The 25,945-nt window shown below is 71.8% G+C and carries 22 protein-coding genes; 10 read left to right on the top strand and 12 right to left on the bottom strand.

The window, feature by feature from the left end:
• Positions 1-2: 2 nt before the first annotated feature.
• The 4 genes from BX283_RS07100 to BX283_RS07085 all read right to left on the bottom strand — a co-directional run bounded on the left by BX283_RS07100 (position 3) and on the right by BX283_RS07085 (position 4,356).
• A complete protein-coding gene (locus tag BX283_RS07100; RefSeq protein WP_101386797.1) occupies positions 3-992 on the bottom strand; it encodes a carbohydrate kinase family protein in 990 nt (329 codons plus the stop codon).
• Between the two features lie 111 nt (positions 993-1,103).
• Positions 1,104-1,991: a carbohydrate ABC transporter permease gene (locus BX283_RS07095; protein WP_101386796.1), complete on the bottom strand. Its 888-nt coding sequence runs from the start codon at positions 1,989-1,991 to the stop codon at positions 1,104-1,106.
• Positions 1,988-3,007 (bottom strand): carbohydrate ABC transporter permease, encoded by a 1,020-nt coding sequence (locus BX283_RS07090; protein WP_101386795.1) that lies wholly within the window; start codon positions 3,005-3,007, stop codon positions 1,988-1,990. Before BX283_RS07090 ends, BX283_RS07095 begins: the two co-directional genes overlap by 4 nt.
• Complete coding sequence (locus tag BX283_RS07085; RefSeq protein ID WP_101386794.1) at positions 3,004-4,356, bottom strand: ABC transporter substrate-binding protein; 1,353 nt, start codon at positions 4,354-4,356, stop codon at positions 3,004-3,006. Before BX283_RS07085 ends, BX283_RS07090 begins: the two co-directional genes overlap by 4 nt.
• A 352-nt stretch (positions 4,357-4,708) precedes the next feature.
• Between BX283_RS07085 and BX283_RS07080 the strand changes: the two genes are divergently transcribed.
• From BX283_RS07080 to BX283_RS07070, 3 genes are all read left to right on the top strand, one after another.
• The gene (locus tag BX283_RS07080) at positions 4,709-5,467 is read left to right on the top strand and encodes a TNT domain-containing protein (RefSeq protein ID WP_101386793.1); all 759 of its coding nucleotides are present in this window, start codon (positions 4,709-4,711) and stop codon (positions 5,465-5,467) included.
• A gap of 554 nt (positions 5,468-6,021) precedes the next feature.
• Entirely contained in the window at positions 6,022-6,735 is a 714-nt protein-coding gene (locus BX283_RS07075; RefSeq protein WP_101386792.1) for an SDR family oxidoreductase, read from the top strand.
• A 98-nt stretch (positions 6,736-6,833) separates the two neighbouring features.
• The gene (locus BX283_RS07070) at positions 6,834-8,024 is read left to right on the top strand and encodes an acyltransferase (RefSeq protein ID WP_101386791.1); all 1,191 of its coding nucleotides are present in this window, start codon (positions 6,834-6,836) and stop codon (positions 8,022-8,024) included.
• A gap of 24 nt (positions 8,025-8,048) precedes the next feature.
• On the opposite strand, the gene BX283_RS07065 is transcribed toward BX283_RS07070, so the two are convergent.
• Positions 8,049-8,654, bottom strand: a complete 606-nt coding sequence (locus tag BX283_RS07065) for a bifunctional 2-polyprenyl-6-hydroxyphenol methylase/3-demethylubiquinol 3-O-methyltransferase UbiG (RefSeq protein ID WP_101386790.1) — start codon at positions 8,652-8,654, stop codon at positions 8,049-8,051.
• Between the two features lie 145 nt (positions 8,655-8,799).
• Between BX283_RS07065 and BX283_RS07060 the strand changes: the two genes are divergently transcribed.
• Positions 8,800-9,630: an alpha/beta fold hydrolase gene (locus BX283_RS07060; protein WP_101386789.1), complete on the top strand. Its 831-nt coding sequence runs from the start codon at positions 8,800-8,802 to the stop codon at positions 9,628-9,630.
• A gap of 5 nt (positions 9,631-9,635) precedes the next feature.
• Here BX283_RS07060 and BX283_RS07055 read toward each other — a convergent pair whose 3' ends face one another.
• The 4 genes from BX283_RS07055 to BX283_RS07040 all read right to left on the bottom strand — a co-directional run bounded on the left by BX283_RS07055 (position 9,636) and on the right by BX283_RS07040 (position 16,632).
• Positions 9,636-10,763 carry a serine hydrolase gene (locus tag BX283_RS07055; protein WP_101386788.1) on the bottom strand — a complete coding sequence of 376 codons (1,128 nt, stop codon included), beginning with the start codon at positions 10,761-10,763 and terminating at the stop codon, positions 9,636-9,638.
• A 92-nt stretch (positions 10,764-10,855) separates the two neighbouring features.
• The gene (locus BX283_RS07050) at positions 10,856-14,302 is read right to left on the bottom strand and encodes a sialidase family protein (protein WP_257582142.1); all 3,447 of its coding nucleotides are present in this window, start codon (positions 14,300-14,302) and stop codon (positions 10,856-10,858) included.
• Between the two features lie 156 nt (positions 14,303-14,458).
• The gene (locus BX283_RS07045; protein WP_101386787.1) at positions 14,459-15,886 is read right to left on the bottom strand and encodes an alkaline phosphatase family protein; all 1,428 of its coding nucleotides are present in this window, start codon (positions 15,884-15,886) and stop codon (positions 14,459-14,461) included.
• Positions 15,887-16,074: 188 nt separating this feature from the next.
• Positions 16,075-16,632: a TetR/AcrR family transcriptional regulator gene (locus BX283_RS07040; RefSeq protein WP_101386786.1), complete on the bottom strand. Its 558-nt coding sequence runs from the start codon at positions 16,630-16,632 to the stop codon at positions 16,075-16,077.
• Between the two features lie 119 nt (positions 16,633-16,751).
• On the opposite strand from BX283_RS07040, the gene BX283_RS07035 reads away from it, so the two are divergent.
• The 4 genes from BX283_RS07035 to BX283_RS07020 all read left to right on the top strand — a co-directional run bounded on the left by BX283_RS07035 (position 16,752) and on the right by BX283_RS07020 (position 19,090).
• Positions 16,752-17,210 carry a nuclear transport factor 2 family protein gene (locus BX283_RS07035; RefSeq protein ID WP_101386785.1) on the top strand — a complete coding sequence of 153 codons (459 nt, stop codon included), beginning with the start codon at positions 16,752-16,754 and terminating at the stop codon, positions 17,208-17,210.
• Between the two features lie 95 nt (positions 17,211-17,305).
• Positions 17,306-17,809 carry a hypothetical protein gene (locus BX283_RS07030; RefSeq protein ID WP_101386784.1) on the top strand — a complete coding sequence of 168 codons (504 nt, stop codon included), beginning with the start codon at positions 17,306-17,308 and terminating at the stop codon, positions 17,807-17,809.
• A 144-nt stretch (positions 17,810-17,953) separates the two neighbouring features.
• Positions 17,954-18,202 carry a DUF397 domain-containing protein gene (locus BX283_RS07025; RefSeq protein ID WP_101386783.1) on the top strand — a complete coding sequence of 83 codons (249 nt, stop codon included), beginning with the start codon at positions 17,954-17,956 and terminating at the stop codon, positions 18,200-18,202.
• 474 nt (positions 18,203-18,676) lie between these two features.
• A complete protein-coding gene (locus tag BX283_RS07020; RefSeq protein ID WP_180357089.1) occupies positions 18,677-19,090 on the top strand; it encodes an SsgA family sporulation/cell division regulator in 414 nt (137 codons plus the stop codon).
• A gap of 29 nt (positions 19,091-19,119) precedes the next feature.
• On the opposite strand, the gene BX283_RS07015 is transcribed toward BX283_RS07020, so the two are convergent.
• Positions 19,120-19,953, bottom strand: a complete 834-nt coding sequence (locus BX283_RS07015; protein WP_101392192.1) for a helix-turn-helix transcriptional regulator — start codon at positions 19,951-19,953, stop codon at positions 19,120-19,122.
• A gap of 152 nt (positions 19,954-20,105) precedes the next feature.
• Between BX283_RS07015 and lanL the strand changes: the two genes are divergently transcribed.
• Entirely contained in the window at positions 20,106-22,907 is a 2,802-nt protein-coding gene (lanL, locus tag BX283_RS07010) for a class IV lanthionine synthetase LanL (RefSeq protein WP_143676401.1), read from the top strand.
• A complete protein-coding gene (locus BX283_RS41030) occupies positions 22,904-23,020 on the top strand; it encodes an ALQxL family class IV lanthipeptide (protein WP_306822791.1) in 117 nt (38 codons plus the stop codon). The genes lanL and BX283_RS41030 overlap by 4 nt, the downstream gene beginning before the upstream one ends.
• A gap of 73 nt (positions 23,021-23,093) precedes the next feature.
• Here BX283_RS41030 and BX283_RS07005 read toward each other — a convergent pair whose 3' ends face one another.
• Together BX283_RS07005 and BX283_RS07000 are read right to left on the bottom strand one after the other, a co-directional pair.
• On the bottom strand, positions 23,094-23,786 hold the full coding sequence (locus tag BX283_RS07005) for a response regulator transcription factor (RefSeq protein ID WP_257582135.1): 693 nt from the start codon (positions 23,784-23,786) through the stop codon (positions 23,094-23,096).
• Entirely contained in the window at positions 23,779-25,827 is a 2,049-nt protein-coding gene (locus tag BX283_RS07000; RefSeq protein WP_180357088.1) for a GAF domain-containing sensor histidine kinase, read from the bottom strand. Before BX283_RS07000 ends, BX283_RS07005 begins: the two co-directional genes overlap by 8 nt.
• Positions 25,828-25,945: the final 118 nt, after the last annotated feature.

The raw sequence follows: 25,945 nt of genomic DNA, 5'->3' as shown, positions 1-25,945 counted from the left end.
GGTCATGCGGAGACCCCCGTGACCGCGGTGTGGCTGAGGCTGGGAACGCGGGCGACGGCCTCGTCCCAGGTGGGCTGGGCCGCGGTGCCGCCGCGGCCGCGGGTGGACAGCGAGCCGCAGGCGGCGGCGACGGCCAGGGCGTCGGCGAGGCCGAGGCCGCGCAGTACGGCGGCGACGAACCCGGCGTCGAAGCTGTCCCCGGCCCCCACCGTGTCGAGCGGCTCGACGGGCAGGGCGGGAGCCGTGGTGACCCGCGTCCCGTCGTGCGCGAGTGCGCCCTCGGCGCCGTTCTTGACCACGACGAGCGGGCCGCGCCGGGCCAGCGCGGCCGCCGCCTCGGCCACTCCCTTGGCGACCCCGGTCAGGGCGCGCGCCTCGGCCGCGTTGGGCAGCACCTGGTCGGTCACCGTCAGGACCGGGTCGAGCAGTTCGGGGTCCCAGCGGCCGGACGGGTCGTCGTTGGTGTCGAGCGAGGTGGTCGCGCCGAGCCCGCGCGCCCGCGCGAACACTCCGGCGAGCGCCCCGGCGAGCCGCGGCATCAGGAAGAACGAGGCCGCGTGGACGTGCCGGGTCCGGGCGAGCAGTTCCTCGGGGACGTCCCCGGGCCCGGTCGCTGTCAGGCATCCCGGCGCGGTGAGGATCGCCCGGTCGGCGCCCCGGGTGAGGACGGCGGTGAGCGGGGTGGCCCGTTCGGGGTCGGTGGTCAGGGCGGAGGTGTCGACTCCGCGCGCGGCCAGGGCCGTACGGACGAAGGCGCCCGCCGGGTCGTCGCCGACGCGGCCCGCGAACGCCACGCGCAGCCCCAGCCGGGCCGCGCCGCACGCCATGATCGCGGCGGAGCCGCCGAGGACGAGGTCGGCCCGCTCGACCAGCTGCTCGCGCTGGCCGTACGCGAGGTCGCGCGGCACCGGTCCGAGGACCACGTCCGGGTTGGCGTCGCCGACGACGAGCAGGTCGAAGGGGCGGGATGAGGGCGCGGGCGGTGACGGCATGGCGAAGGGCTTTCTGGTCCGGGGGAGTCGGGTGACGGGGTGTCAGGGAGCGGTGGCTTCCGTTGGCGTCGGCCGGGCGGGTGTCCGGCCCGCCTCGGCCTCCGGACCGCCTCAGCCCTTGAGTCCGCTCGACGTCAACGACTGGATGAAGGTCCGCTGGGCGAACAGGAAGGCGAGCAGCACCGGCAGCACCGTGATGACGTTGCCCGCCATCACCGCCGCCCACTGGGTGTGGTGCTGCCCCTGGAAGGTGGTCAGCCCCAGCTGGAGGGTGTACTGGGTGTCGTGGTTGATGGCGATCAGTGGCCAGGACAGGTCGTTCCAGGTGGCGAGGAACGTCAGGACCGCGACCGTGGCGAGCGCGGGCCTGGCCAGCGGCGCCACGATCGAGAAGAGCACCCGCAGCCGTGAGCAGCCGTCGATCCAGGCGGCCTCCTCCATCTCCCTGGGCAGGGCGAGGAAGAACTGCCGGAAGAGGAACACCGCGAACGGGGTGACCAGGGACGGCACGATCAGTGCTCCGAGCGTGTCGATCAGCCCCAGCCACTTCATCACCAGGAACGTCGGGATCATCGTCAGCTGGAACGGGATCACCATCGTCGCCAGCATCAGCGCGAGCAGTGCCCGCGAACCCCGGAACCGCATCCGGGCGAACGCGTAGCCGCCGAGCGCGCCGAGCACCAGGTTGGAGCCGACGGCGACGGTCGAGACGATGCACGAGTTGGCGAACCAGCGCGGGAACATCGCGTTGCCCAGCACATAGCGGTACCCGCCGAAGTCGATCCCCTTGGGCCACAGCGCCGGCGGGAACCGGTTGATCTCGGCGTTGGTCATGAACGAGCTGAGCACCAGCCAGATCAGCGGCAGCGCGAAGCAGAGCGACAGCGGCGCGAGCAGCAAGTGCCAGGCGCTGAACGGCAGTCGGCGCCCCCGTGCCGTGCGCGGTACGGGGGCCTCCGCCGGTGCGGCGCCCTCGGTGACCATGGTGGAGGCGGTCATCGGGCCACTCCTTCCATGCGCGGCAGTCCGGACGCGGCGCCGGTGGTGCGCTCCCGGTGGCGGCGGTAGAGGGTGACGGCCGTGCCCGCGAGGAGCAGGGCGACGGCGAGGACGTACGCGGCGGCGGCGCCGTAGCCCGCGGTGAAGGTGCGGAACGCCTGCTCCCAGACGAAGTACACGATGACCGTGGTCGACTCCAGCGGCCCGCCCTTGGTCGTCACGTACACGAGGTCGAAGACCTGGAGCGCGGTGATGAGCTGCCACAGCACCAGGAACGCGGTGACGGGGGCGAGCGTCGGCAGCGTCACGTACCGCAGGACCTGCGCCCGGTTCGCCCCGTCCAGGCGCGCGGACTCGACGAGTTCGGTGGGGACGTCCTGGAGCGCGGCGAGGAAGACGACGACGCAGAAGCCGATGCCGCTCCACAGCGAGATCGCGAGCAGGACGTACAGCGACTGGCCGGGGTCGGTCAGGAAGCCCTGCGGCGAGACGCCGAGCTTGTGCAGGATCGAGTTGGCCGCGCCGAACTGCGGGTCGAAGATGAAGGAGAACAGCACGCCCTGGGCGGCGGCCGAGACGACGAACGGTATGAAGACGAGGGTGCGGTAGACGCCGACGAACCGGATCCGCCGGTTGAGCGCGAGGGCCAGCGCGAGCCCGCCGGCCAGGCTCAGCGGCACGTACAGGCCCGCGTACGTGAGGGTGTTCTCGACGGCCTCGCGGAAGCCGGGGTCCTTCGACAGGGCCCGGTAGTTGTCGAGGCCGACCCAGCGGCCGGGCGTGACCAGGTCGTCGGCGCGGAACGACAGCAGCAGTGACCAGATGACCGGCACCACGCTCAGCCCCAGGATCACCAGGACCGACGGGGCGATGAACGCCCAGGCGGTGGCCTGCTCGCCGCGCGCCCGCCGGCGCCGGGCGCGGCGCCGTTCGGCGGGCTCCCGGTCGGCGGGGGACAGGGTGAGCGGGCGGGGTGCGCCCGTGCGGGATCCTCGGTCCACGACGGCCCTCCTCATCGGGGAATCAGCAGGGCGGCGTCCGCCTTGTCGGCGCACCGGCGCACCGCCTTGGCGGGGGAGGCGCGGCCGAGAAGCACGGACACCACGGCCTCGCCGGTGGCCTGGGAGATCTGCGGATAGGCGGGGTGGATGGGCCGCACCCGGGCGGTCTCCAGGGCCTTGGTGAACACCGGGAGGCCGACGGTGTCGGCGGAGTGCCGCTGCCAGGCGCTCTCGGCCTCGGTCCGTCTGCTCAGCGGCAGACTGCCGCCCCCTATGTCCCACCGCACGTCCTGCGCGGGAGTGATCAGCCAGCGCACGAACTCGACGGCCGCCCGGGAGCGCGCCTTGCCGTTGTCGAAGACGGTCCAGGTGTCGGGTCCGGAGATGGTCAGCGGCTTTCCGCTGTAGGTGGGCATGGGCACCACGTCGTACGGCAGCTTGGACTCCACGATGTTGGGGAGCTGCCAGGGGCCGGTGATCACCATGCCCATCCGGCCGGAGGTGAACACCTGGTACATCTGCTCGCTGCCGGGCTTGGGGTCGATGTAGACGCTCTTGTCGGCGACCAGTTGGGCCACGGTCTCCAGGGCCCGTTTCCCCGCGTCGGCGAAGCCGATGCTCTTGCCGTCGGGGGCGATCACGTCGCCGCCGAGGTCCCACACCATGGGCCACAGCCGCCACACGGTGTCCTCGTCGCCCGCCCCGGGCCAGGCGGTGCCGAAGACACCGTGTCCGGCATCGGTGAGCTTCTTGGCGGTGGCCACGAACTCGGGCCAGGTCCAGCCGGGCCTGGGCAGCGGGATTCCGGCGCGCTGGAAGAGTTCGGTGTTGCAGGCGACGGCGAGCGAGTCGAGCAGCGAGGGCGCGGCCCGGACCTTGCCGTGCAGGGTGACGGCTTCCCTGACGGAGGGCCAGAAGTCGTTCCACGGCGGGTCGCCCTCGTGCATCACGCCGGTCAGATCGACGACCTTGGGGCTGCGGGCGATGCTGGCGAGGTCCGAGCCGAAGATGTACGCGATGTCGGGGAAGGCACCCGCGGCCAGCGCGGCCGTCACCTTCTGGAGCATGGCGTCCGCGACCACGCCGCCGCCGCTCGCGTTCACCCGGATGCGGGACTGCGAGCGGTTGAAGTCGGCGGCGAGCTTCTCGATCGCCTTGGCGCCGATCTCGTTCTGGCCGTGCCACATCTCGATGTTGACCCGGCCGTCGGCGCCGACGCCGTCGGAGGTGGTGGCGGCGCAGGCGTCGAGCACGGGCAGGGCCGCGGCCCCGGCGACGACGCCCGCCCCCGTGCGCAGGACCCGGCGGCGCGGGAGGCCGGGGGCGGGGTGGGGCTTGCTGGTGCGGTCCTGACCGGCGGGCATGGTCGTCCATCCCTTCGCGGATGCGCCCCGCCTCGGACGCGGGACACACGTCCTGGCGACTCGGGCCGGACTCGGGATCGGGTCGGGATCCGCTACCGGCTGGGCACACCTCTCGAAGCGCCGGGCCGCGTGGGCCCCGCACTGGCTGGATGAAAGCGCCTCGGGGAGCACGCGTCAAGTACCCGAGAGGGCCTGCGGTTCGCGTGCCGCCGGGCACCACGCGCCACGTCAGGGCACAACAGTGCGCTTCCGGCCGCGCCGCGCGATCTTTCGGCCTACTTGCGCGTACGGGACGCTCAACCGATCGCGGCGCCACTAGATGTGAGACGCCATCACATCTCAGGAGGCATACATGGTGAAACGTTTCAGCAGGCTGCGGGTCCTCATAGGCGCGACCGCCTCGGGCGCGGCGCTGGCCGCGACGGTCCTGTTCGGTGCCGCGCCGGCGCAGGCGGCGGAGCCCGGCGGGGGCGCGGCCGCGAGCGCGAGTGCCGCGTCGCGACCGGCGGCCCCGGCCGCCTGTTCGGGCACGTACCAGGGCGACGAACGCCTCGGCCCGCAGTATCTGCCGAAGCCCTGGCAGGACCCGGTCGGCCCGCTGGTCCTCGGCTACCACCGCACCGGCCACCTCAGCCCGACGGCGTTCCTGGCCACCTACTGGGATTCCACGGCGGGCGGCTGGAAGTACCCGCCCAACGACGGCTTCGCCAACCGCCCCGACGGCAGCCTCGACAAGCGGGCGGTACGGCTGCGGGTGGGCGAGGACCTGGACCGCTTCGGCTCCGAGTACGGCGCTTTCCTCGCCCCGGCCGGGGCGGACTACGCCCGTCGGGCGCTGCCCCCGCAGAGCCTGATCACACGTGAGGCGGCGTACCCCTGTGCGTACCACTCGTACGAGGTGACCAAGAGCTTCACCGTCTGGGAGGGCCGGATCGCGCCCTGGTTCGAACAGCGTGGCGGCGGTGAACAGGTGAAGCTGGACCCGGCGTTCGTCGACCCGGGGGCGGGGCAGAAGCTCAATGTGAAGTGGCTGCTCGACCACGGGTATCTGAAGGCGGAGAGGAACGTGGAGGCGGCCAGGAGCGCGCTGGCGGGGGTGGCGACCGGCTGAGTTCCGGGCATCCGGGGCGGGCGGCCGTGCGGTTCGGCGCGGCCGCTTCGGGGGTGACGCCGCTCACAGCGGTGCGGCGGGTTCGAGACATCTCCGGCCGTCTGCTTTCCGTATGAAACAAACCTGGCTGGCGCGAAGCTCTCCGATTCGGCGGTGGCTCTGGCGATGGAATTGGATCTTCCAGCGAAATGAAACCTTCCACCCTGTTTCCAGTGGTGGGAATGTCATGGTTCCTATGACTTCTCAGGGGATTGCCGGGGTGGCTGGGTGCCCGCTCGCGCCCGGTAAACGGGACGTTTTCGGCCCCGAGGGGAAAGATCCCTCACGATGGACGGATGATCATGCCCTGTGGAAGCTTGAGGCTGAATTCCACGGGGGAGTTCGTCTGGCATCGTGAAACCGGCTGGCTGAAAGGTGGGTTGACCGCGCGTCGACTCCTCTCGGGCGAGCCGGTCCGGATCGGGATATCTGCATCCCGCCTCCCTTTCACTCCTATCGGCCAGACGATTTGTCGTCCCCCGAAATGGATCCCTGACAACCATTCGGAGGATGTAATGCCGAAGACCATCGCTCTGGTCACCGGTGCGAACAAAGGCATCGGATTCGAGATCGCGCGCCAGTTACAGGAGCACGGTGTCACCGTGCTCCTGGCCGCTCGGGACGAGGAGCGGGGCAAGGCGGCCGCCGCGAAGCTGGGTGTGCCGTTCGTCCGGCTCGACGTCACCGACCCCGACAGCATCAAGAAGGCCGCCACCTGGGTCGACCTCGCCTACGGCAGGCTCGACGTCCTCGTGAACAACGCGGGCATCTCCGTCCCCAACGACGAGAACCTGCCCAGCGCCACCTCCATCGACACCATGCGCACCATCTACGAGACCAATGTGTTCGGTGTGGTCGCGGTGACGAACGCGTTCCTGCCGCTGCTGCGCAAGTCGCCGGCGGGCCGGATCGTCAACCAGTCCAGTGAAATGGGCTCGCTCGCCTACGCGTTGGACCAGAACCACCCGATCTGGCCCGTGAACAACCTCGCGTACAACTCGTCCAAGACCGCGCTCAACATGGTCACGGTGTCCTACGCCAAGGAGCTGTGGGGCACCCCGATCAAGGTCAACGCGGTGGCCCCGGGCTGGTGCCGTACCGACATCACCGGCGGGGAGGGCTTCAAGTCCGCCGAGCAGGGCGCGGCGATCGCCGTGAAGCTCGCCACCCTCGACGCGGACGGTCCGACCGGCACGTTCACCGAGGACCAGGGCACCGTGGCCTGGTAGCCGCGCCGCACCGCGCCCCCCTCCGCACCCCCGTCCCCGTCCGACTCTCCCTTCCCAGGAGAGTCCTGCCCTCACGTCCGTTCTCAGGAAGGTTCTCCATGACACACGGCGTGTCCCGGGTACCCCGCGAAGTGCCCCGGAGAGGCGGGCTGCCCACCCCCGGCCTCTCCCGGCTGCCCTCGCTGACCGGACTGCGGTTCCCCGCCGCGTTCCTGGTCTTCGTCAGCCACATCGGACTGCCCGTTCCCCAAGTGCGCCTGTTCGAGGACGACGAGCTGGTCGCCGACCTCAACAAGGCGACGGAGAAGGCCGGTTCGCTGGGTGTCGCGTTCTTCTTCGTCCTAAGCGGCTTCGTGCTCACCTGGTCGGCCCGCCCGACGGACACGGCCCGGGCGTTCTGGCGCCGCCGGTTCACCAAGATCTACCCGAACTACGTGATCACGTGGGGCCTGGCGCTGCTGCTGTTCGCCTCCGCCTACACACCGGCCCGGGTGGCACTCGCGAACCTCTTCATGGTGCACGTCTGGATACCGGACTTCCAGTACCTCCTCAGCGTGGACGCGTCCAACTGGTCACTCGGCTGCGAGTTCTTCTTCTACGCCTCGTTCCCGCTGCTGCACCGGCTGTTCCTGCGCATCGATCCCGCGCGGCTCAAGTACTGGATCGGCGCGCTGATGGCGGCGATCATCCTCACGCCGCTGTTCACCTACACCGTGCTGCCCGACGCGGGCGCCGTCGAACTGGCCACGTCGGGTTCGGCGGACGCCTCCGTGAAGCAGTACTGGTTCGCGTACTTCCTGCCGCCGGTACGCATCCTCGACTTCGCGCTCGGCATGCTCGTGGCGCACGCGGTACTGAACGGGCGCTGGCGCAACATCGGTATCGCCTGGTCGAGCGTGCTCCTGGCGGGCAGCTACTGGCTCGCCCAGGAGTCGGACATGCTCTACGCCCAGCGCGCCACGTCGATCGTCCCGATCGCCCTGCTGATCGCGGCGGCCGCGACGGCGGACGTGAAGGGCGAGTTCACACTGTTCCGGAACCGCGCGATGGTCTGGCTGGGCGAGATCTCGTTCGCGTTCTACCTACTGCACTTCATCGTGCTGGCGTACGGCCGCAAGGTCCTCGGTCACGACCTTTACTCGACGCCGGTGGCCAGTGGGCTGGTGGTCCTGCTGCTGGCGGTGAGTGTGTTGACGTCCTGGGCGTTGTACGCGCTGGTGGAGCGGCCGATCACCCGGCGGTGGGGGTCGTCGCGGCGGGGCGGGAAGGCTGCTGCGGTGGTGATCTGACGGCGTGTCCGCCGCCCGGCCCGGCTATGGCCGTGTGAACACCAGCTCCGACCACCGGACCCCTGGGCGGCCGTGCAGATCCACGCGGCCGCCCAGGTGCGCGACCCGCATCCCCGCCGCCTGTGCCAACGCCACCGTCTCCGCCTCCGGTACGTCGAACATGCGCCGCCCCGGCGGCACCGGGCCGCTGCGTATGGTCATCGCCAGGATGCCGCCGGGCGCGAGCAGGGCGGCGACGGCTCGCATGCCCCGGGCGCGCTCTGCGGGGTCCAGGTGCATCCACACCGCCGTGAGCAGGACGAGACCGAACCGCTCGCCGCGCTCGGTCAGTACCGGCACATCCGGCAGAGCGTCGTCCAGCCAGGTCAGGGCGGGCTCCGGGTGCAACCGCTGCCCCCGGAGGCGCAGTTCGGGGGTCGGTTCGGCCGCCGTGACCGTATGGCCGAGGCGGGCCAGGGCCGCCGCGTCGCGGCCGGTCCCGGCGCCGAGGTCCAGGGCCCGTACGGGCGAGGTCGGGTAGAGGTGGAGCAGGCCGCCGTGGACCTCCTCGAAGGTCACGCTCTCGTACTGGCCGGCCAGCGCGTCCGCGTCCGCGCCGTACCCCTGCGTCCCCGCCACGGTGTTGTTCACACCGTCAGGCTAAACGATCAACCCCGGTGTCAGCGGCGGTGCATGACCAGCGAGGTAATCGACCAACCCGCCCCGCCCCCCGCACCATTGACCACACGACGCACCGCCGACCCGGGCGGTCGCCGACGGGGAGGATCCCAGCGCCATGCCGTACTTCGAGACCAGCACCGATGGCACCCGCCTGCACTACGTCGACTACGGGCCGCGCGAGGGCCGGACCATCGTCTTCGTCAACAGCTCCTACTTCGGTACGGAGATGTGGGAGTTCCAGATGCTTCCGCTGGCCGCCGAGGGCTTCCGCTGCATAGGGCTCGACCGGCGCGGGCACGGGCGGTCCGACGACGTGTGGGACGGGTTCGGCCTCGACACCCTGGCCGGGGACGTCGGCGCGCTCCTGGACCACCTCGACCTCACCGACATCACCCTGGTCGGCCACTCCGTCGGCACCGCCGAAGTCGTCCGCTACCTCACCCTGCACGGCAGCGGACGGGTGGCACGCGTCGCCCTGGTGGCCGGAATGGCGCCCGGCCCGGCCCGCTCGGCGGACCACCCCGAGGGCGTCGACCCGGCCCTCATCGAGGCCGGGAACGAGGTCTTCCGCAAGGATCGGCCGGGTTTCTTCGCCGACGGCGCCGCCGGATTCTTCGCCCTGGACCGGCCCGGCAACGACGTCTCGCCCGCCCACGTCCAGTACTGGGAGCACCGCTGCGCCGGGGCCACCGCCCGCGCCGCCAACGCCCTCGGCGAGCTGATCGTGACCCTCGACCTCGCTCCCGAGCTCACCAAGATCGACGTCCCGGTTCTTGTCATCCACGGAACCCACGACGTGTCCGCCCCGATCGCCCTCACCGGGGAGCGGGCCGCCCGCCTCATCCCGGACAGCACGTACCACGTGTACGAGAACGCCGGCCACGGCCTGTTCGTCACCCACGCGGACCGGCTCACCGCCGACCTGCGGGCATGCGCGGGCCGCTGACCCGGTCACCCGATGCCCAGCACCTCCCGCACCTCCCGGAACAACCGCTTGTCCAACCCGTTCACGCTCATCCGGTTCTTCGTCACCGCGAAGGAGAACCGGTGGGCCGGGTCGGCCGAGGCCGCGCTGCCGCCCGAGCCGTTGGTGCCGAAGCCGCCGTCGGGGGAGCGCACCACCGAACCCGCGCCGCCGAGCATGAAGCCGTAGCCCTTCAGCAGCGGGAAGCCCAGCGAGCGGTCCTCGCCGCTTGTCCTCGGGGCCGTCGCCTCCTTCAGGGTGGCCTCCGACACCAGGCGTACGCCGTCCAGCTCGCCGCAGGCCAGCGTCGCGTACATCCGGGCCGCCGCCCGGGCCGTCATCGTCCCGTTGGCCGGGAGCGCCGCCCGGCGGAAGTCGGCCCGGTTCGCGAGCGAGGCCACCGGAAGCACCCGACGCGGGGCGAAGGTGAAGAACGGGGAGTGCGGCGGCATTCGGTCCAAGTACGCCGACCAGCCGCCGTCGTAGCAGATCGCCACCCGGTCGAGCAGATCGTCCGGGACCGAGAACAACAGCGCGTCCGCCACCCCCAGCGGCCCCGCCAACTCCTCCCGCAGCAGCTCATCGCAGGTGCGGCCGGTGGCCCGGCGCAGGGTCTCCGCGAGGAGCACGCCGTATGTCCAGCCGTGGTAGCCGCTCGCCGTGCCCGGCTCCCACAGCGGGGCCTGCCCGGCCAGCCAGTCCCCGACCGACGCCACGTCGAACAACTCCTCCGGAGTCACCTCGGGGCGCAGCTGCGGCAGGCCCGCCGAGTGCGATAGGACCTGGCCGAGGGTGATCTCCGCCTTGCCCCGGGCCGCGAACTCCGGCCAGTGCGCGGCGATCGGGGTGTCGTAGCCCACCATCCCCCGCTCCACCAGCACCGCCACCAGGGCCGCCGCGATTCCCTTCCCCGTCGACCATGCCGGCACCAGCGTCTCCGGCTCCATCGGCCGCCCGGTCTCCACATCGGCCAGGCCCGCCCAGGCGTCCACCACGAGTTCGCCGTCGAGGTAGGCCGCCACCTGGACGCCGGTCTCCTCGCCGGACGCGGTCACCTCGGCCAGGATCTCCTCGACCCGGGTCTGCGCGGCGTCCCGCAGTCGTCCATCGGTCATCGAGCCGCTCTCCCCTCGCGCCGGTGGCCGCCCGCCGCGAAGTGCGACGGACGGCCACCACAGTCGTATCCGCAGGCTACCTGGCCCTATAGCTACATACGGGCGAACTCCGATCCCGTGATCACCTGGAACGGCAGCCACGTCGAAGTGGCCGTCCCCGGAAGGCTGTTGTCCGTGCGCAGTGTCGTCAGCTCGTCCGCCGACAGCGCCTTGCGGGTGATCCGGAACTCGTCCAGCGCGCCCGTCAGCGGATTTGTCCCGTCAGGCTTGGCGCCGAGCCGGAAGCCGTCAACGGCGTAGGTGTCACCCGTCGTCACCGAGCCCGCCGGGGCCGCCGCGCTGCCCAGCGTCTGCCCGTCGACGATCAGGCGGAGCTGGCCATCCGCCCGTTGCAGGGCCACGTGGTGCCAGGCCCCGTCGCCGAAACCGGCCGCCGCCGAGCCGTCCACAGCCGCCACCACGGTGGTCGCCGTGTCCGTCTCGAACGCGGCGTACAGCCGGTCCTGCGCGGGCTGGGCCCGCAGCCAGATCTGCCGCTCCGAGGCGCCCGTCCCGTACGCCCACACCAGGACCTGGTCCGCACTGCCGGCGGTGGCCGAGTACTTGAGCCATGTGCTGACGGTGAAGTCCGCCGAGCCGAGCGCGGTGGCCGCGCCGTACGGCAGGTCGACGGCGTCGTTCGAGCCGTCGAAGGCGAGCGCGTTGCCGAACCTGCCCGGCACGCTCGCCGCGCCGCCGCGCACGAAGCCGTGGCCGCAGTGGACCGTGGAGTCCGGTGTCGCCGGACCCGCCGCCGGACGCACCACGTCCTTCGCGCCCGTGTACTGGTTCTCGAACGACCACCACAGCGCCGGAAGATCGGCCGGGTAGGAACCGGAAGAGCCCGCCGTGGACCCCGCCACCGTCGAGACCTCGGCCGCCGTCAGCGCCCGGTGGTAGATCCGGAACTCGTCCACGTCACCGTCGAACACACTCGTGTTGTCGAGCTTCGAGCCGACCCGCACCCCCTGCTGCCCGCTGCCCTGCGCGGGCGTCAGCGAGCCGGTCAGGCCGCTCACCGTCACCGGCGTACGGGCGTCCACGCCCAGCGAGACCTTGTCGGCCGACCGGGTCAGCGTCATCAGATGCCAGGCGCCGTCGCCGAACGACCTGGTCGACGTGGTGTCCGGCAGCGCGACCGCCGCCGTGCCCGCGTCCGTCTGCACCCAGGCGTAGAGGCGGTCCTGCGACGGCTGGGCGCGCACCCACAGCTGCGGACTGCCGCCGCCCGTTCCGTACGCCCACACCAGCGCCTGGTCCGGCGTGGTCGAGCCCGCCGCGTACCGGAACCAGAGGCTGTACGTGAAGTCGCCCGCGCCGACGTCCAGCGTCGGCGAGAAGCCGGTCTCCGTGCCCGGGTGGGTGCTGTCGACGGTCGCCGCCAGCGACCCGATCCGGCCCGTCGGCAGGGCAGGCACACCGCCGAGCAGGGTCCCGCTGGCGCAGTGGCCCGAGACGTCGTCCTCGATGGTGATGCGGCGCCGGTCCGGGACGACCGCCGTGTCGATCACTTGGAAGGGCAGCCGCGCGCCCATCGAACGGGTGGCGGCCTCCGTGTCCAGCTCCGTCGCGTTGGCGCGCACCTGAGTGAGCGCCGCGTCCGTCAACGCCGAGCGGTAGACGCGGAACTCGTCGATCACACCGCCGAACGCGTCGCTCACCCCCGTGTCCGGCTTGGCGCCGATCCGGATGCCCTCCACGCCGTTCTGCGGCGCGTCCGTCACCGAACCGGACACGCCCGTCGCCGTCCCGGTCACCGTGCCGTCGACGGTGAGGCGGATCTGCGCACCCGAGCGGATCAGCGCCACGTGGTGCCACTGGTCGTCGCCGAACGCCACCGCCGCCGACGGGTCGGTCAGCGTCAGCCAGGCGCCGCCGCCCGCGCCCTGCACCCAGGCGTACAGCCGGTCGTCGGCGGGCTGGGTGCGCAGCCACACCTGCGGCTTGGTGCTGCCCTGCCCGTACGCCCAGAACAGCGCCTGCTGCCTGCTCGCCGTCGTCGCCGCGTACTTGAACCACATCGCATACGTGACGTCGCCCGCACCCGGGTCGATCGTCCTGCCGTACGGCACATCGGCGTAGTCGCCCGTGCCGTCCAGGACCAGGCCCTGCCCGAAGCGGCCGCTGCCGAGGGCCGCATTGGCCTGGAGGTAGGCGTCGTTGGCGTCCGGGCCGGAGTCCGGGCTGGTGCGGCCCGCCGTCGGGCTCTTCTGCGGGGAGCCCTTGCCCGTGAATGTGCCCGGTATCCCCAGCGCGCCCGGCGTGGTCACGTTGAAGCGGATCTCGTCGGCGGAGTTGCTCGGGCCGCCCTCGTAGACCAGACCGAGCTCACCCGTGTCGAGCTCGGCGAGGTCGGAGTAGGAGGCCCGGTCGTTGCTGATCAGACCGTTGGAGGCGGCCGTCCAGGTGGTGCCCTGGTCGGTGGAGTAACGGATCTTCATCAGCTTGCGGTCGGACGCGTCCGACGGCGCCGAGAAGACCATGGTGTCGCCGGGCGTGCGCTGATACGTCTGGCGCAGGGTGAGCGCCGAGCCCTGGACCTCCGGGGTGATCAGACCGGGGATCACCGTGGAGGCGGGGACCGTGGTGCCGCCGTCGGAGCTCACCGCGCGGGTGCGGTGGTTGGAGCTGCCGCCGATCTCGTTGCGGGCGGCCAGGTACACGCTGCCGCCGGGCAGTTCGGTCACCGAGACCTCGCCCGGCTTGACCGCGTTCGCCACGTACGAGTTCGCGGTGGAGCTCGCCTGCCAGGTGGCACCGTGGTCGTCGCTGTAGAGGACGCCCGCGTAACGCGTCGTGGAGTCGGGGTTCTGGTGGGCGCCCACCACCAGGCGTCCGGCGTGCGCGCCCTCGGTCAGCTGGACGCCGTGCGAGGGACCGGTGGCGAACCAGCCGTTGTTGGCGCCGGTGTACGTGGGCAGCGCCTTGGGCGCGCTCCAGCTCACCCCGTCGTCGTCGCTCCGCTGCACCCAGGGCAGCCGCAGGCCGGTGGGCGTGTCCTCGTTGGAGGTGGTCAACAGGAACACCGAACCGGTCTCGCGGTCCACCACGGGCGCCGGATTGCCCCGGGTGAAGGGCTCGGTGCCGTCGGTGGGGCTGCCCTCCAGGACGACATGGGCCGGGCCCCAGGTGCGGCCGTCGTTGGTGGAGCGGCGCATCACCAGATCGATGTCGCCGCGATCGGCGCAGGTCGGCGACTTGCGCCCCTCCGCGAACGCGAGCAGGCTGCCCGTCTTCGTCTTCACCAGGGCCGGGATGCGGTAGCAGCCGTAACCGCCCACACCGGAGCGGAACAGCACCTGCTCGGCGCCGACGAGGGCGCGCGAGGACGCCAGCGGGCCGCTCGCGTACGACACGGGAGCGGCGAGAAGGAGGGAGACGGCCGCGACCGCGAGGGCGAGCAGCCCTGCGACGGCCCCGGCGGGCGACGGTCCGCACCGTGCGGCGCGAGCGCCGCCTGGTGCCGGTGAGTTGTACGGGGTGAACGACATGGAGATCATGGTGATGATCGTCAGGTACCGGATTCGACCAACACCTGGTGACCAGCTGTTGAACGCCGTGTGAAGGTCTGTTCACTCCCGGACAAGAGCCGCCCGGGAACCGGAAGCGACCGGTCCCGAACGGCCATGCTCAAGACGACTGCTGCCCGTATGAGCCTACGTGTGCGGCCGGTGGCCCCTCTCCTGGCGCGGGAAGGACTGGTCGGCACCGGGCGGCGTCGGCTTCGGCAGCGTCGCCACTTCCTTCTTCGCCTCCTCCAGCTGCTCCGCCGTGTTGCGCGGCAGGCGCGGCGGGCGCGGCCGGGCGTGGGTGAAGCGGAACGCCGAGGTCAGGTCGCCGAACGTACGGCGCCGCCACTGGCTGATGTTGGGCTCCTCGACCCCGGTGAACTCCTCCAGGAACCGCAGCGCCGACGTGTGGTCGAACGGCTCGCTCGCCACCCAGCCGCCCACCGTCCAGGGCGACACGACGATCGCCGGGACCCGGAAGCCACCCCCGATCGGCAGCCCCTGGACGAACTCGTCGGCCGTGCCCGCCCTCGGCGTCGGCGGCGGCACATGGTCGAACAGTCCGTCGTTCTCGTCGTAGTTCAGGATGAACGCGGTCTTCGCCCATACCTTCGGGTTGGCCGCGATCGCCTCGATCTTGCGGGCCACGAAGTCCGCGCCCGCCGCGGGCAGATAGTCCGGATGCTCGGACTGGAAGCTCGTCGGCATGATCCACGAGACCGCCGGCAGCCGGTCGGCCCGGGCGTCGTCCTCGAAGGTGCCCTCGGGCTGCGGGCGCACCCCGCGCTCGTACAGGTCCGAACCGGGTCGCGCGGAGCGGAAGGCGGCGAACTGCTCCAGCATGTTGCAGCCGTAGTCGTCGTCCTGCTGGTAGACCTTCCAGCTCACCCCGGCCGCCTGGAGCCGCTCGGCGTACGTCGTCCACCGGTACGGCGTCGGCGCCCTGTTGGTGATCACCGGGCCGCCCAGGGTGCCGCCCGGGTCGATCGTGCCGGTCATCCAGTACAGCCGGTTCGGCCAGGTCGGCCCGAAGACCGAACAGAAGTAGTGGTCGCAGACCGTGAAGGTCTCCGCGAGGGCGAACTGGAACGGGATGTCCTCGCGGGTGTAGTACCCCATCACATAGGGCCCGTTGCCCCCGTCCGCCTTGCGGTGCGCGGGCAGCCACTGATCCATCCTCCCGCCGTTCCAGGCCGCGTGCTGCACGGCCCAGGCGTGGCTGGTGGACGGGATGGCCTGCGCGCTGGAGCGGTGGGTGTCCAGGTGGAACGGCAGCAGATAGCCGTCGGGGTTGACCGCGTCCGGCTGGTAGAACACCGAACGGCCGTCGGGCAGCCGCAGCGCGTGGGGGTCGTTGAAGCCGCGGACCCCGGAGAGCGTGCCGAAGTAGTGGTCGAACGAACGGTTCTCCTGCATCAGCATGACGACGTGTTCGATGTCGCGAATCGAGCCCCGGCGCGGCGGCCCGGCGGCGACCGCCTTCCGCACGCTGGGGGGAAGCAGGGAGAGCGCCGTCGCGCCGCCGATCGCGCCCGCCGCCGATCCGAGGAGTCTGCGTCGCGTCAACTCGGCCATGGGGATTGCCTCCTGAGCTGTCGGTGCGGGTCCGTTCGTCGTGGACCCGACAGGAGGCTTCCCGGCGCGGGGGGAGGGCAGTGGGGCAACCAGTGAACACATGGCCAACGACCAGGGAGCGTGCGGCCTCAGCGTACGGGCCGACGGTCGCCTCTTCCCGGCGGCGCGCGGTGGATTGGGGCGCGGGGTCAGCCGCGTGCCGCCGCCAGCAGCGCGGCCGCCGCCTCACGGGCCTGGAGCGCGGGCTCCTGGCTGTGGAAGATGCCCGCCGTCACCATCGCGCCCTCGGCGAGGAGCGTCAGATGGTCGGCCAGGCGGTCGGGCAGCCCCGCGTCCGCGACGAGCGAGCCCAGGTACGCGCGGAACGCGTTCTTGTGGGCGCGCGCCTGGACGGCGACGCGTTCCGAGGAGGCGCCGAGTTCGCCGTACGCGTTGATCCACGCGCAACCGCGGAAGCCGGGTTCGCCGAACCAGCGGCGCAGATGGTCGAAGACCGCCAGGATCCGCTCCTCCGGCTCGGCGTGCCGCTCCACGTACTCCGCCAGGCGTCCGCGCCACAGCGTGTCCCGGCGCTCCAGATACGCCTCCACGAGGTGGTCCTTGGCGGGGAAGAGGGCGTAGAGGCGCTTGAGCGAGACGCCGGAGGTGCTGCGGATCTCGTCCATGCCGACGCTTTGGATGCCCCGCTCGTAGAACAGCGTCCCGGCGGCGTCGAGCACCCGCTCCCGTGCGACTGCGCTGTCCATGACCTCACCACTCCTTGAACTGAGAACGATCGTTCTCTAGAGTAGCGGCACGACGAGGAGAACGCACGTTCTCCCCGGCTCGCCCTGCCCGTTCCCGCCCCTCGACCGGAGGTCCAGCCATGACCGCTCGCCCGCCCCTGCCCCCCTTCGACCTGCACACCGCCCGGCAGAAGGTCCAGGCCGCCGAGGACGCCTGGAACACCCGTGACCCCGAGAAGGTCTCGCTCGCGTACACCGAGGACTCCCGCTGGCGCAATCGGGACACCTTCGTCACCGGGCGGGCCGCGATCGTCGAGCTGCTCACCGCCAAGTGGGCGCGCGAGCTCGACTACGCGCTCCGCAAGGAGCTGTGGGCGTTCGACGGCAACCGCATCGCGGTGCGCTTCCAGTACGAGAGTCGGGACGCGGCGGGGCAGTGGTGGCGCAGTTACGGCAACGAGCTCTGGGAGTTCGACGAGAACGGTCTGATGGCCCGCAGGGAAGCGAGCATCAATGATGTGCCGATCGACGAATCGGAACGTCGGATCTTCGGAAAACGACCCGATTCCGAGCGCGGAGTTGCCTTTCCGCTCCGCTGAACAGGGGAATTTTGGAGGGGTTGGCCCGATGGCCTCGTTCTTCCAGACGGCACCTGTCCGTCAGTGATCCGAGACCCAGAGGGATGGAAGTACCTATGAAGCTCACCAAGCGGGCCGGCCTCGCGGCCATGATGACGTGCATGGCCACGGCGGCGGCGGTCACGCCCGCCGCGGCCGGGTCGTCCGTACCCGTCGTGGTCCCGCTGGAAGGTCTGGACGCGGCGCTGCCGTTCGAATCCCCCTCGGTGAGCACTGGCGTACCCATCCCGATGCCGGGTTCCCCGAGCGGGCCTCGCCATGTCGCCGGGTCGCTGACGCCTTCGCCGCTGCTGCCGAGTCTGCCGGTCACCACGGAGCTGCCGTCGACGCTGCTCAAGGCGCCGCTGAGCGATCCGATCACGGACGAGAAGCTCGGCACGGCGGCCGTCACCTCGCCGTCGTCCCCGCTGCGCGCGGAGAGCCCGGGGGCGGTCCTCAAGGCGCCGCTCACCCCGCCGCAGGCCGAGTTGTTCGGGCTGCCCGCGCTCAGCGATCCCCAGGCCGGACTGCTCGCCCCGACGCTGCACGGCTCGCCCGACGCCAACCTCGGTCTGCTGTAGGGCCCTTCGCGCCACGCGCTCCCGCCGCACTTCCCAGGAGGCGCTAGCGCATCACATGTTCATCTGTCAAGGGCACTAGAAATGCGCGGACTCGGGCTCGTAGCGTGCTGAACAGACCCCACTGTTGCACGAAGGAGCTCTTCCGTGGACCACTCGCGCCTTGTCGAGGTCAGTGAATACGTCAACCGCAATGCCCCTCACCTCGCATTCGAGAAGTCGTCTTTCAGCGACCTCGACTACTCCAAGGATTGCGTCGGATTCGCCGTGGACGGCGACCGGATCGCCGTGACGCATACGAAGGACACCGAGGCACCGGTGCTCCGGTACACCCGGTCCGAGATCGCCGCCATGGTTCGTGCGGCGAAAGCGGGGCAACTGGACAAGTTCTGCTGAGCCCGTGCCTTCCCCCAGCCGCCCGCGGCCGCCACCGACGCGGCCGCGGGCGGCGCGCTGTCGCGATCACGCCGCCCGGCTGAACGCAATGTTCCGGCCGAATCGGTGCCGCCGCGGCCGGGATTGTGAAGCCTTCACCACAAGCCGCGCGACCCGCCCCGGAGCCCGCCCCACCGCTGTTGACGGCGCCAGGAGCGGGGCCGGCGGCCCCTTCGGCGGCGGGATCGGCCGGTCCCGCCCGGGGGAAGTGATCGATGCGGGCATGCGAATTTGCGACACCGTACGCACAGTTTCCACATCCCCGGGGGAATTTGTTCGCGAAGTCGGTCACTATCGCGGCCGTTGAGTACGTCATAGATGCGTATACCGAACAACGCCCGGCGACCGGCCGCCGGTGACTGTCCCGACGAGGGGGGCGACATGGAAGAGATCTGCGTTCCGTTGTATGTCGAACTACTGCACGAGGGTGATGCCATGACCCCCGTAGAGGCCTTGATGGCTTACGACCCCGCCGACCCGCTCGCCGTTTCGGTGGAATTCGTCTGCGGCAATGGCATGCATACGACCTGGACCATGGGTCGCGATCTCGTGGCGGAGGGGCTGACCTCGCGCTGCCCGGTCGGCCTCGGCGACGTGCGGGTCTGGCAGTACGGCGAGGGCGGACTGCGGATCCGGCTGCACTCCGACGAGGGCAGCGCGGATCTGCTCGCCGAGATCGAGGACGTCGCGGACTTCCTGTCTCGTACCTACCAACTCGTCCCCGAAGGAAGCGAGTTGGAGGACTTCGACGTCGACGAGGTGATCCGGCTGCTGCTCGCCACCACACCGGTGCAGGGGCGCTGCTGGTGCGGTCACGAGTACCCGTGTCTGGACCACGGCGCCGAGTGAGCCCCCTCGCCCCGCCGTACGGCAGCGCCTCAGCCCAGTTGCGAGGCGCCGAACCGCGCCAGCCGGTCCGCGGTCGTACTCCCCGGCGGAGGGGTGAAGAGCACCAGGCGGTGGTCGCCCTCGGGGGCGAGCAGCACCTGGCAGAGCAGGTCGAACGGGCCGAGCTCCGGGTGGAGCACCCGGACCCGGTCGCGTCTGCGCACGGCGACCTCGTGCAGCTCCCACAGCGCCGTGAACTCGGCACTGACGCTCTGCAGCCGGGAGATCAGCCGCGCCGACTCCGCGTCGCCGAAGCGGCGCGCCGCGGCCGCGCGCAGATCCGCCACGTGCAGGTGGCTGTAGTAGCTGTGCTCCTCCTCCGGGTACGGGACACGGGCGGAGGGTTCGGTGAACCAGCGCCAGACGACGTTGCGCCCGTGCTCGGTGACCGTGCACACCTCGCCCAGGAGCTCGCGCGCCATGGGGTTCTGGACGAGCACGTCACCGAGGTCGCTCAGCACCACGGCCGGGGTGTTGGTGAGCTGTTCGAGCAGATGCAGCAGACCCGGGCTCACCTCGCCGTCGGAGGAGTGCGCGACCGGCGGCCGGTGCCCGGCGAGCAGATACAGATGGTCCCGCTCGTCGTCGTTCAGCCGCAGGGCGCGGGCCAGCGCGGTCAGCATCTGGGGCGAGGGCTGCGGCCCCCGGGCCTGCTCCAGCCGGATGTAGTAGTCGGCGGACATCCCGGCGAGCTGCGCGACCTCCTCGCGCCGCAGTCCCGGCGTGCGGCGGCGCGGCCCGGCGGGCAGTCCGGCGTCCTGCGGGGTGACCCGGTCACGGCAGCGGCGCAGGAAATCAGCGAGCTGGCGGCGGTCAGTCGTCATGATCATCATCATGGCGGAAGCGGGCCGCCGGAACCAGGGACCGGCGGTACCAGGGTCCGCTGGACCCGAGCTCGACCCGGCGCGAGAGGGTGACCTCCCGGCCCGCAAGGCTGGTGTAAGGCAACCGACAGAGCCGTGGCCACGATGGGGTCATGGAGTCTGCGAGGGGGATCCGCGAACCGGCCGGAAGGCTGCTCGTGGAGATCGTGGAAGCGGTGCTGGCCCGCACGGGGGTCGGGCCGGCCACCGGCGGGCCGTGGCGGCTGCGCGAGGGGGAGTTCTGGTGCCATGTCTCGCCGCCTGGCGAGGCCGGGCGGCTCCAGGGCTGGAAGCTGCACGTCGCCGCGACCCCGCTGGCCGCGCCCCTGGTCCTGGCGCGGGCCGCGGAGATCCTGGTGCGCCACGGGTGCCGCTTCAAGTTCGCCGGGACCATCGCCCGGGCCGCCGACCTCGTCTCGCACCGCTGCGACCGGGGCGGCGGCGGGAAGTTCCTCACCGTCTACCCCGAGCTCGACGACACCCGGCTGCGGGAGCTGGCCGCCGAGCTGCACCGCGCGACCCTGGGCCTGCCAGGACCCGCGATCCTCTCCGACCGGCCGTGCTTTCCCGGCAGCCTGGTCCACTACCGGTACGGGGTGTTCAGCGGGGTGCCCGCGCTCGGCGACGACGGCATCCGCGCCGCCATGCTTCTCGCGCCCGACGGCCGCCTGGTCCCCGACCGGCGCCGGGCCTGGTTCGCGCCGCCCGAGTGGGCCCCGCGCGACCCGTTCGCCCAGGGCGGGTCCGCCGCGGTGGCGGGCCGGGCCGCCCCGGTCGAAGTGCTGCTGAACGGGCGTTTCCTGGTACGGGGGGTGATCCGGCACGCCTTCGGGGGCGGCGTCTTCCGGGGCGTCGACGAGTCCACCGGCACACCCGTGATCATCAAGCAGGCGCGCCCGCACACCGCCGCCACCCTGACCGGCCGGGATGCGCGCGACCTGCGGCGGCATGAGGCGGCGATGCTGGAGGAGTTCGCCGGGAGTGGCATCACCCCGGCCCCGGTCGCGCTCTTCGAGCAGCAGGGGGACCTGTTCCTGGTCCAGGAGGCCGTCCAAGGGGTGACGCTCCGTCAATGGGTGCTGGACCGGATTGCGTTCGGCGAGGGCGAGCGGTGGGGCGTACCCGCCGTCGACGCCCTGCGGCGGGCGCATTCCCTGGCCTGTGCGATGCGGCTCGTCCACGACGAGGGATGGGTCCTGCGGGACTTCAACCCCAACAACGTCATGGTCACCGAAGACGGCGAAGTGCGGCTGATCGACCTGGAGATGCTGGCCCGCCCGGGCGAGCCCGCCATCCGTATCCACACCCCCGGATACGCGGCGGCGGAACAGATGAGCGCCCCGCGCCACGGCCCCGCGCCCGGCCCGGCCGCCGATCTCTACAGCCTCGGCGCGACCTTCTTCCACCTCGTCACCGGGGTGGACCCGCTGCTCGCCGCCGACGATCCCGGGATACGCGGCAACGCGGGCCGGCTCGCCGCCTGGCTCGGCCCGCTCGCCGACGGCAACGAGGCCGCCCGGCTGCTCGCCCCGCTGATCGTGGCCCTGCTCGACGACGACCCGGCCCGGCGTCCCGGCCTCGACGAGGTACTCGACCGGCTGGAAGAGACCGTCCGCAACACCGCCGAACCCAGTGCCGCCGCCACGGCGGCGGGGGTGATCGGCCTCGCCGTCACCGAGGCCGATCCCGCCCCGGCGGCCGGGTCGCGCGGTCTGGCCGAACCCGAACTCAAGGAGCTGGTGGCCGACGGGATCGACCATCTCCTCGCCACCGCCGACCCGCGGGCGGCGGACCGGCTGTGGCCCTCGGGGCCGGTGGGCGGCGCCACCGACGCGTTCAACGTCCAGCACGGCGCGGCGGGCGTCCTCGGCGTGCTGGTGCGTGCGTACGAGGCGGGTGAGCATCCGGCGGTGCTCGACGCCGTACGGACCACCGCCACCTGGATCGCCGACCGCGTCGGCCGCGAGCCCCGCACCCTGCCCGGCCTCCACTACGGGCGCTCCGGCACCGCCTGGGCACTGCTCGACGCGGCCCAACTCCTCGGTGACGAGCGGATGTTGGGGCACGCAATGGAGCTGGCTGCCCGCGTCCCCGTCCGCTGGGCCGCCCCCGACGTCTGCCACGGGGTGGCCGGTGCCGGACTGACCCAGCTGAGGTTCTGGGAGGCCACGGGGGAGCGGCGCCATCTCGACCGGGCCGAGGAGGCGGGCGCCGAACTCGCCGCCATGGCCCGGCGGCGCGACGGGCGGCTGCTGTGGCCGGTGCCGCGCGCGATCCTGTCCACCCCCGCCGACGTCGTCCACTACGGCTTCGCCCATGGGGTCGCGGGCATCGGCGCGTTCCTGCTCGCGCTCGCCCGCACCACCGGCGACACTGCCTCCGCCGATCTGGCCGTCGAGGGCGCCCGGACGCTGCTCGCCGTCGCCGAAGTGGCGGACGGGGCCGCGTACTGGCGCTCCGGCGAGCAGGGCGGCCCGCGCAAGACGCACTGGTGCAGCGGCTCGTCGGGGGTCGGCACGTTCCTGCTGCGGGTCTGGCAGGAGACCGGTGAGGACGACTTCCTGGTGGCCGCGCGCCGGGCGGCCGTGGCCGTGCGCCGCTCCCGCCGGCACATCGGCACCTCGCAGTGCCATGGCCTCGCCGGGGACGGCGAGTTCCTGCTCGACCTGGCGGACGCCTGCGGGGAACCGGCGTACCGGGGCTGGGCGGCGGAACTCGCGGCGGGCCTGTACGCCCGCAACGTGGTCCGCGACGGCCGCACCCTGGTCCCCGACGACACCGGCACCCAGGTGTGGGCCGACTACGGCACGGGCCTGTCCGGAGTGATCGCCTTCCTGCTGAGGTCCGCCTGCGGGGGCCCGCGCCTGTGGCTCCCGCGCTCGCTCACCGCAGCTGACACCGCGCAGAGGGGGTGAACACCGTGAGGGAATCCGATGTGACCGCTCTCCAGATGCTCGAAGAGGAGGAGACGCCCGACTCCGAGTCCTGGCCGCCGCCCACCGCCGGCTCCTGCTGCAGCACCTTCTGACCCGCCCTCGCCGGTCACCGTCGCCACCGCCTCCCCGCGTGGCGACGGTGACCTCGCTGCTTGGACGCGCCGGTCAGGGCGCTCTGTTGGGCCCGTACCGCAGATAGGTGAGCACCGCCGTGACTCTTCGGTGCAGCTGGGACTCCTCGGCCAGGCCGAGCTTGGCGAAGGTCGAGTTGACGTGCTTCTCGATGGTCGACTCGGAGAGCGAGAGCGACTCGGCGATGTTCCGGTTGTTCTTGCCCTGCGCCATCTGCCGCAGCACGTCCAGCTCCCGGCGGGTCAGCTGGGCCAGCGGCGCGTCGACGGTACGGATATGGCTGCCGACCAGCACCTCCACGATGCGCGGGTCGATCACCGACCGCCCGGCGGCCACCTCGCGCAGGGCGCGCAGCAGCTCCGCCAGCTCCCCGATGCGCTCCTTGAGCAGATAGGCCAGGCCGTTGGTGCCCTGCTGGAACAGGTCGAAGGCGTACTGCTCGTTGGCGTGCTGGGACAGCACCACCACGCCGATGCCCGGATGCGCGGCCCGGATGGTGTGCGCGGCGGTGATGCCCTCGGTGTGGTGGTTCGGCGGCATCCTGATGTCCGCGATCACCGCGTCCGGGCGGAACCGCTCGACCGCGTCCAAGAGTTCCTCCGCCGTGCCCACCGCCGCGATCACATCGACCTCGCCGGTGTCCTCCAGAAGCCGTCGCGTTCCCTCCCGTACGAGATAGTGGTCCTCCGCGATCACGATGCGCATCCGGTCCGGGGCGTCAGGCATGGGCCGTCTCTCTGGAGCGTTCGGTGAGCTGGGCACGGAGTGTGGTGCCGCCGCCGGGCCGCCCGGCGATGGACAGCCGGCCGCCGACCGCCTCGATCCGGTCGCGCATCCCGGTGAGCCCCGACCCCAGCCGGGAGGCCGCGGGCAGGCCCACCCCGTCGTCGCTGACGTCGAGGAGGAGCGAGCCGTCGGCGCGGCCGATCCGGATCGTCACCCCGTCGGCCCGGGCGTGTTTGAGCACATTGGTCAGCGCCTCGGAGACCAGGAAGAACGCCGCCTCCTCGATCTCCGGCGCGAACCGCGCCGAGGACACCGAGGGATCGACCTCGACGACGACGGGCAGGGGCAGCCGGCGGGCCTTGGACAGCACGGCGGCCGCGAGGCCCTGGTCGGTGAGGACGGGCGGGTGGATGCCGTGGGCGACCTCGCGCAGCTCGTCGATCACCCGGCAGGCGTCGTCCTGGAGCTCGGTGAGCGTGGTGTGCACGGTGTCGCCGTTGCGGCACAGCTGATTGCGGGCGAGCGCCAGCTTGGCCACCAGGGCGACCAGCTCCTGCTGGATCCCGTCGTGCAACTGCCGTTCGATGCGTCGCCGTTCGGTGTCCTGGGCCTGCACGATGCGGGTGCGCGACGCATTCAGCTCGCACGCCTGGCGCTGCACCTCGTCGACCCGGGTGGACAGCTCGGCGGTCAGCAGCGCGTTGTGGACGGCGAGCGCGGCCTGCCGGGCCAGCGTCTCGATCACGTCCTGGTCCTCGGGGGTGAACCGGCCCTCCTCCTTGGGCCCGTACTCGATGGAGCCGAGCACCTCCTCCCCGTACCGCAACCGCACCTCGCCCCACGGGCTCTGCCCGCTCTCAGCCCCGGCCGAACCGGATCCGAACGGCGCCCGCCCCGGACCGGCCGGTCCCAGCCGCACGCGCACCCAGCGCAGATCGAGCCCCTCGCGCAGGGTGACCGCCAGCTGCGGGCCGAGCCGTGTGAGGTCGTAGGCGTGCTCCAGGGTGGTGCCGCACTGCACCAGGAGCTCGAAGCTGGTCGGCCGGGCCCCGAACACGCGCCGCGCGGCGAGCCGGTTGAGCTGGCGGTGCACCGGCTGGAACAGCATGGTCGCGGAGACCGCCACGAACACCGCGAGCCCGATGGGCAGATACTGGCCCGCCGTCAGCCCGAGCGCCGTGGTCATGCCCAGGTACCAGGCCCCGATGATGGTCCACAGCACCCCGTAGACCAGCGAGCGCCGGATCGCGAAGTCCATGCCGGGCAGCCGGTGGCGGAACGCGGCGTACACCAGACCGGCCGAGATGGTGATGTACGGCAGCGCCCCCAGGGCGGAGCCGATGAAGTAGTTGAGGCCCTGGCCGGCCAGCCAGAGCCGGAACAGCCGGGCAGAGCCGCGTCCGGCGAACACCACGAAGGCGATCAGGGCGATCACCCACAGCCGGTCCGTCCGCGGCGCGTGCCCGGCCCGCCGCTCGCGCGCGTCCAGGAGCGAGCGGATGAGGAGCAGCCCGGCGCCGAGCCCCGGCGCCCACGACTCCGGCACGACGAGCAGCCACGGCCGGGTCTTGTCCGAGAGGGGCAGTGCCATCAGCAGTACGGGATAGGGCACGAGCAGCCAGAGCGCCCGCAGCACGACGCGCTCGTAGCCGCGGCGCACGAGCCCGTCGGGCAGCAGCGCCACCAGTCGGCAGAGCGTGATCGCGGCGAGGACGTCGAAGGTCCGGGCGACGCCCAGGAGCGCCCAGGCGCGGGGCGTGTCGGCGTGCCATCCGGTCGCCGGCGGCTTGCCCATGGAGAGCCGTACGGCCATGCCGATCGCGGCGAACGACCCGGCCGCGAGCAGCCGTCGGGCGACCGGGTGGTGCGGGCTGTGCCAGGACAGCGAGAGCCCGGCCACATAGCAGGGCAGGATGCAGGCCATGGTCCACGGAAGCGTCTGGGCCGCGGAGATCCCCACCCCTGCCGGTACCCCGTAGAGCAATGCCACCCCGCCGCCGATCGCGAGAACGCGCCTCGGCCGTCCCTCAGGCTCCGCCATTTTGCCATTTTCCCGGCCCGCGCGAGCGCTGTACAGAAAGCCTCCCTCACCGCCCGTATGGCGGACAGCCTCCATACGGCGGCGAGGCGGTCCGGATTCCCCGACGCGGCGCGCGTGC

It is taken from the genome of Streptomyces sp. TLI_146 (assembly GCF_002846415.1).
GTDB lineage: Bacteria > Actinomycetota > Actinomycetes > Streptomycetales > Streptomycetaceae > Streptomyces.
This window is presented reverse-complemented; position numbering and strand designations above follow the sequence as displayed.

What these genes read in the sequence shown, in the direction of transcription:
- BX283_RS07100 (WP_101386797.1), bottom strand. Translation starts at nt 992, where the DNA reads ATGCCGTCACCGCCCGCGCCCTCATCCCGCCCCTTCGACCTGCTCGTC.
- BX283_RS07095 (WP_101386796.1), bottom strand. Translation starts at nt 1,991, where the DNA reads ATGACCGCCTCCACCATGGTCACCGAGGGCGCCGCACCGGCGGAGGCC.
- BX283_RS07090 (WP_101386795.1), bottom strand. Translation starts at nt 3,007, where the DNA reads ATGAGGAGGGCCGTCGTGGACCGAGGATCCCGCACGGGCGCACCCCGC.
- BX283_RS07085 (WP_101386794.1), bottom strand. Translation starts at nt 4,356, where the DNA reads ATGCCCGCCGGTCAGGACCGCACCAGCAAGCCCCACCCCGCCCCCGGC.
- BX283_RS07080 (WP_101386793.1), top strand. Translation starts at nt 4,709, where the DNA reads ATGGTGAAACGTTTCAGCAGGCTGCGGGTCCTCATAGGCGCGACCGCC.
- BX283_RS07075 (WP_101386792.1), top strand. Translation starts at nt 6,022, where the DNA reads ATGCCGAAGACCATCGCTCTGGTCACCGGTGCGAACAAAGGCATCGGA.
- BX283_RS07070 (WP_101386791.1), top strand. Translation starts at nt 6,834, where the DNA reads ATGACACACGGCGTGTCCCGGGTACCCCGCGAAGTGCCCCGGAGAGGC.
- BX283_RS07060 (WP_101386789.1), top strand. Translation starts at nt 8,800, where the DNA reads ATGCCGTACTTCGAGACCAGCACCGATGGCACCCGCCTGCACTACGTC.
- BX283_RS07055 (WP_101386788.1), bottom strand. Translation starts at nt 10,763, where the DNA reads ATGACCGATGGACGACTGCGGGACGCCGCGCAGACCCGGGTCGAGGAG.
- BX283_RS07050 (WP_257582142.1), bottom strand. Translation starts at nt 14,302, where the DNA reads ATGATCTCCATGTCGTTCACCCCGTACAACTCACCGGCACCAGGCGGC.
- BX283_RS07045 (WP_101386787.1), bottom strand. Translation starts at nt 15,886, where the DNA reads ATGGCCGAGTTGACGCGACGCAGACTCCTCGGATCGGCGGCGGGCGCG.
- BX283_RS07040 (WP_101386786.1), bottom strand. Translation starts at nt 16,632, where the DNA reads ATGGACAGCGCAGTCGCACGGGAGCGGGTGCTCGACGCCGCCGGGACG.
- BX283_RS07035 (WP_101386785.1), top strand. Translation starts at nt 16,752, where the DNA reads ATGACCGCTCGCCCGCCCCTGCCCCCCTTCGACCTGCACACCGCCCGG.
- BX283_RS07030 (WP_101386784.1), top strand. Translation starts at nt 17,306, where the DNA reads ATGAAGCTCACCAAGCGGGCCGGCCTCGCGGCCATGATGACGTGCATG.
- BX283_RS07020 (WP_180357089.1), top strand. Translation starts at nt 18,677, where the DNA reads ATGACCCCCGTAGAGGCCTTGATGGCTTACGACCCCGCCGACCCGCTC.
- BX283_RS07015 (WP_101392192.1), bottom strand. Translation starts at nt 19,953, where the DNA reads ATGACGACTGACCGCCGCCAGCTCGCTGATTTCCTGCGCCGCTGCCGT.
- lanL (WP_143676401.1), top strand. Translation starts at nt 20,106, where the DNA reads ATGGAGTCTGCGAGGGGGATCCGCGAACCGGCCGGAAGGCTGCTCGTG.
- BX283_RS07005 (WP_257582135.1), bottom strand. Translation starts at nt 23,786, where the DNA reads ATGCCTGACGCCCCGGACCGGATGCGCATCGTGATCGCGGAGGACCAC.
- BX283_RS07000 (WP_180357088.1), bottom strand. Translation starts at nt 25,827, where the DNA reads ATGGCGGAGCCTGAGGGACGGCCGAGGCGCGTTCTCGCGATCGGCGGC.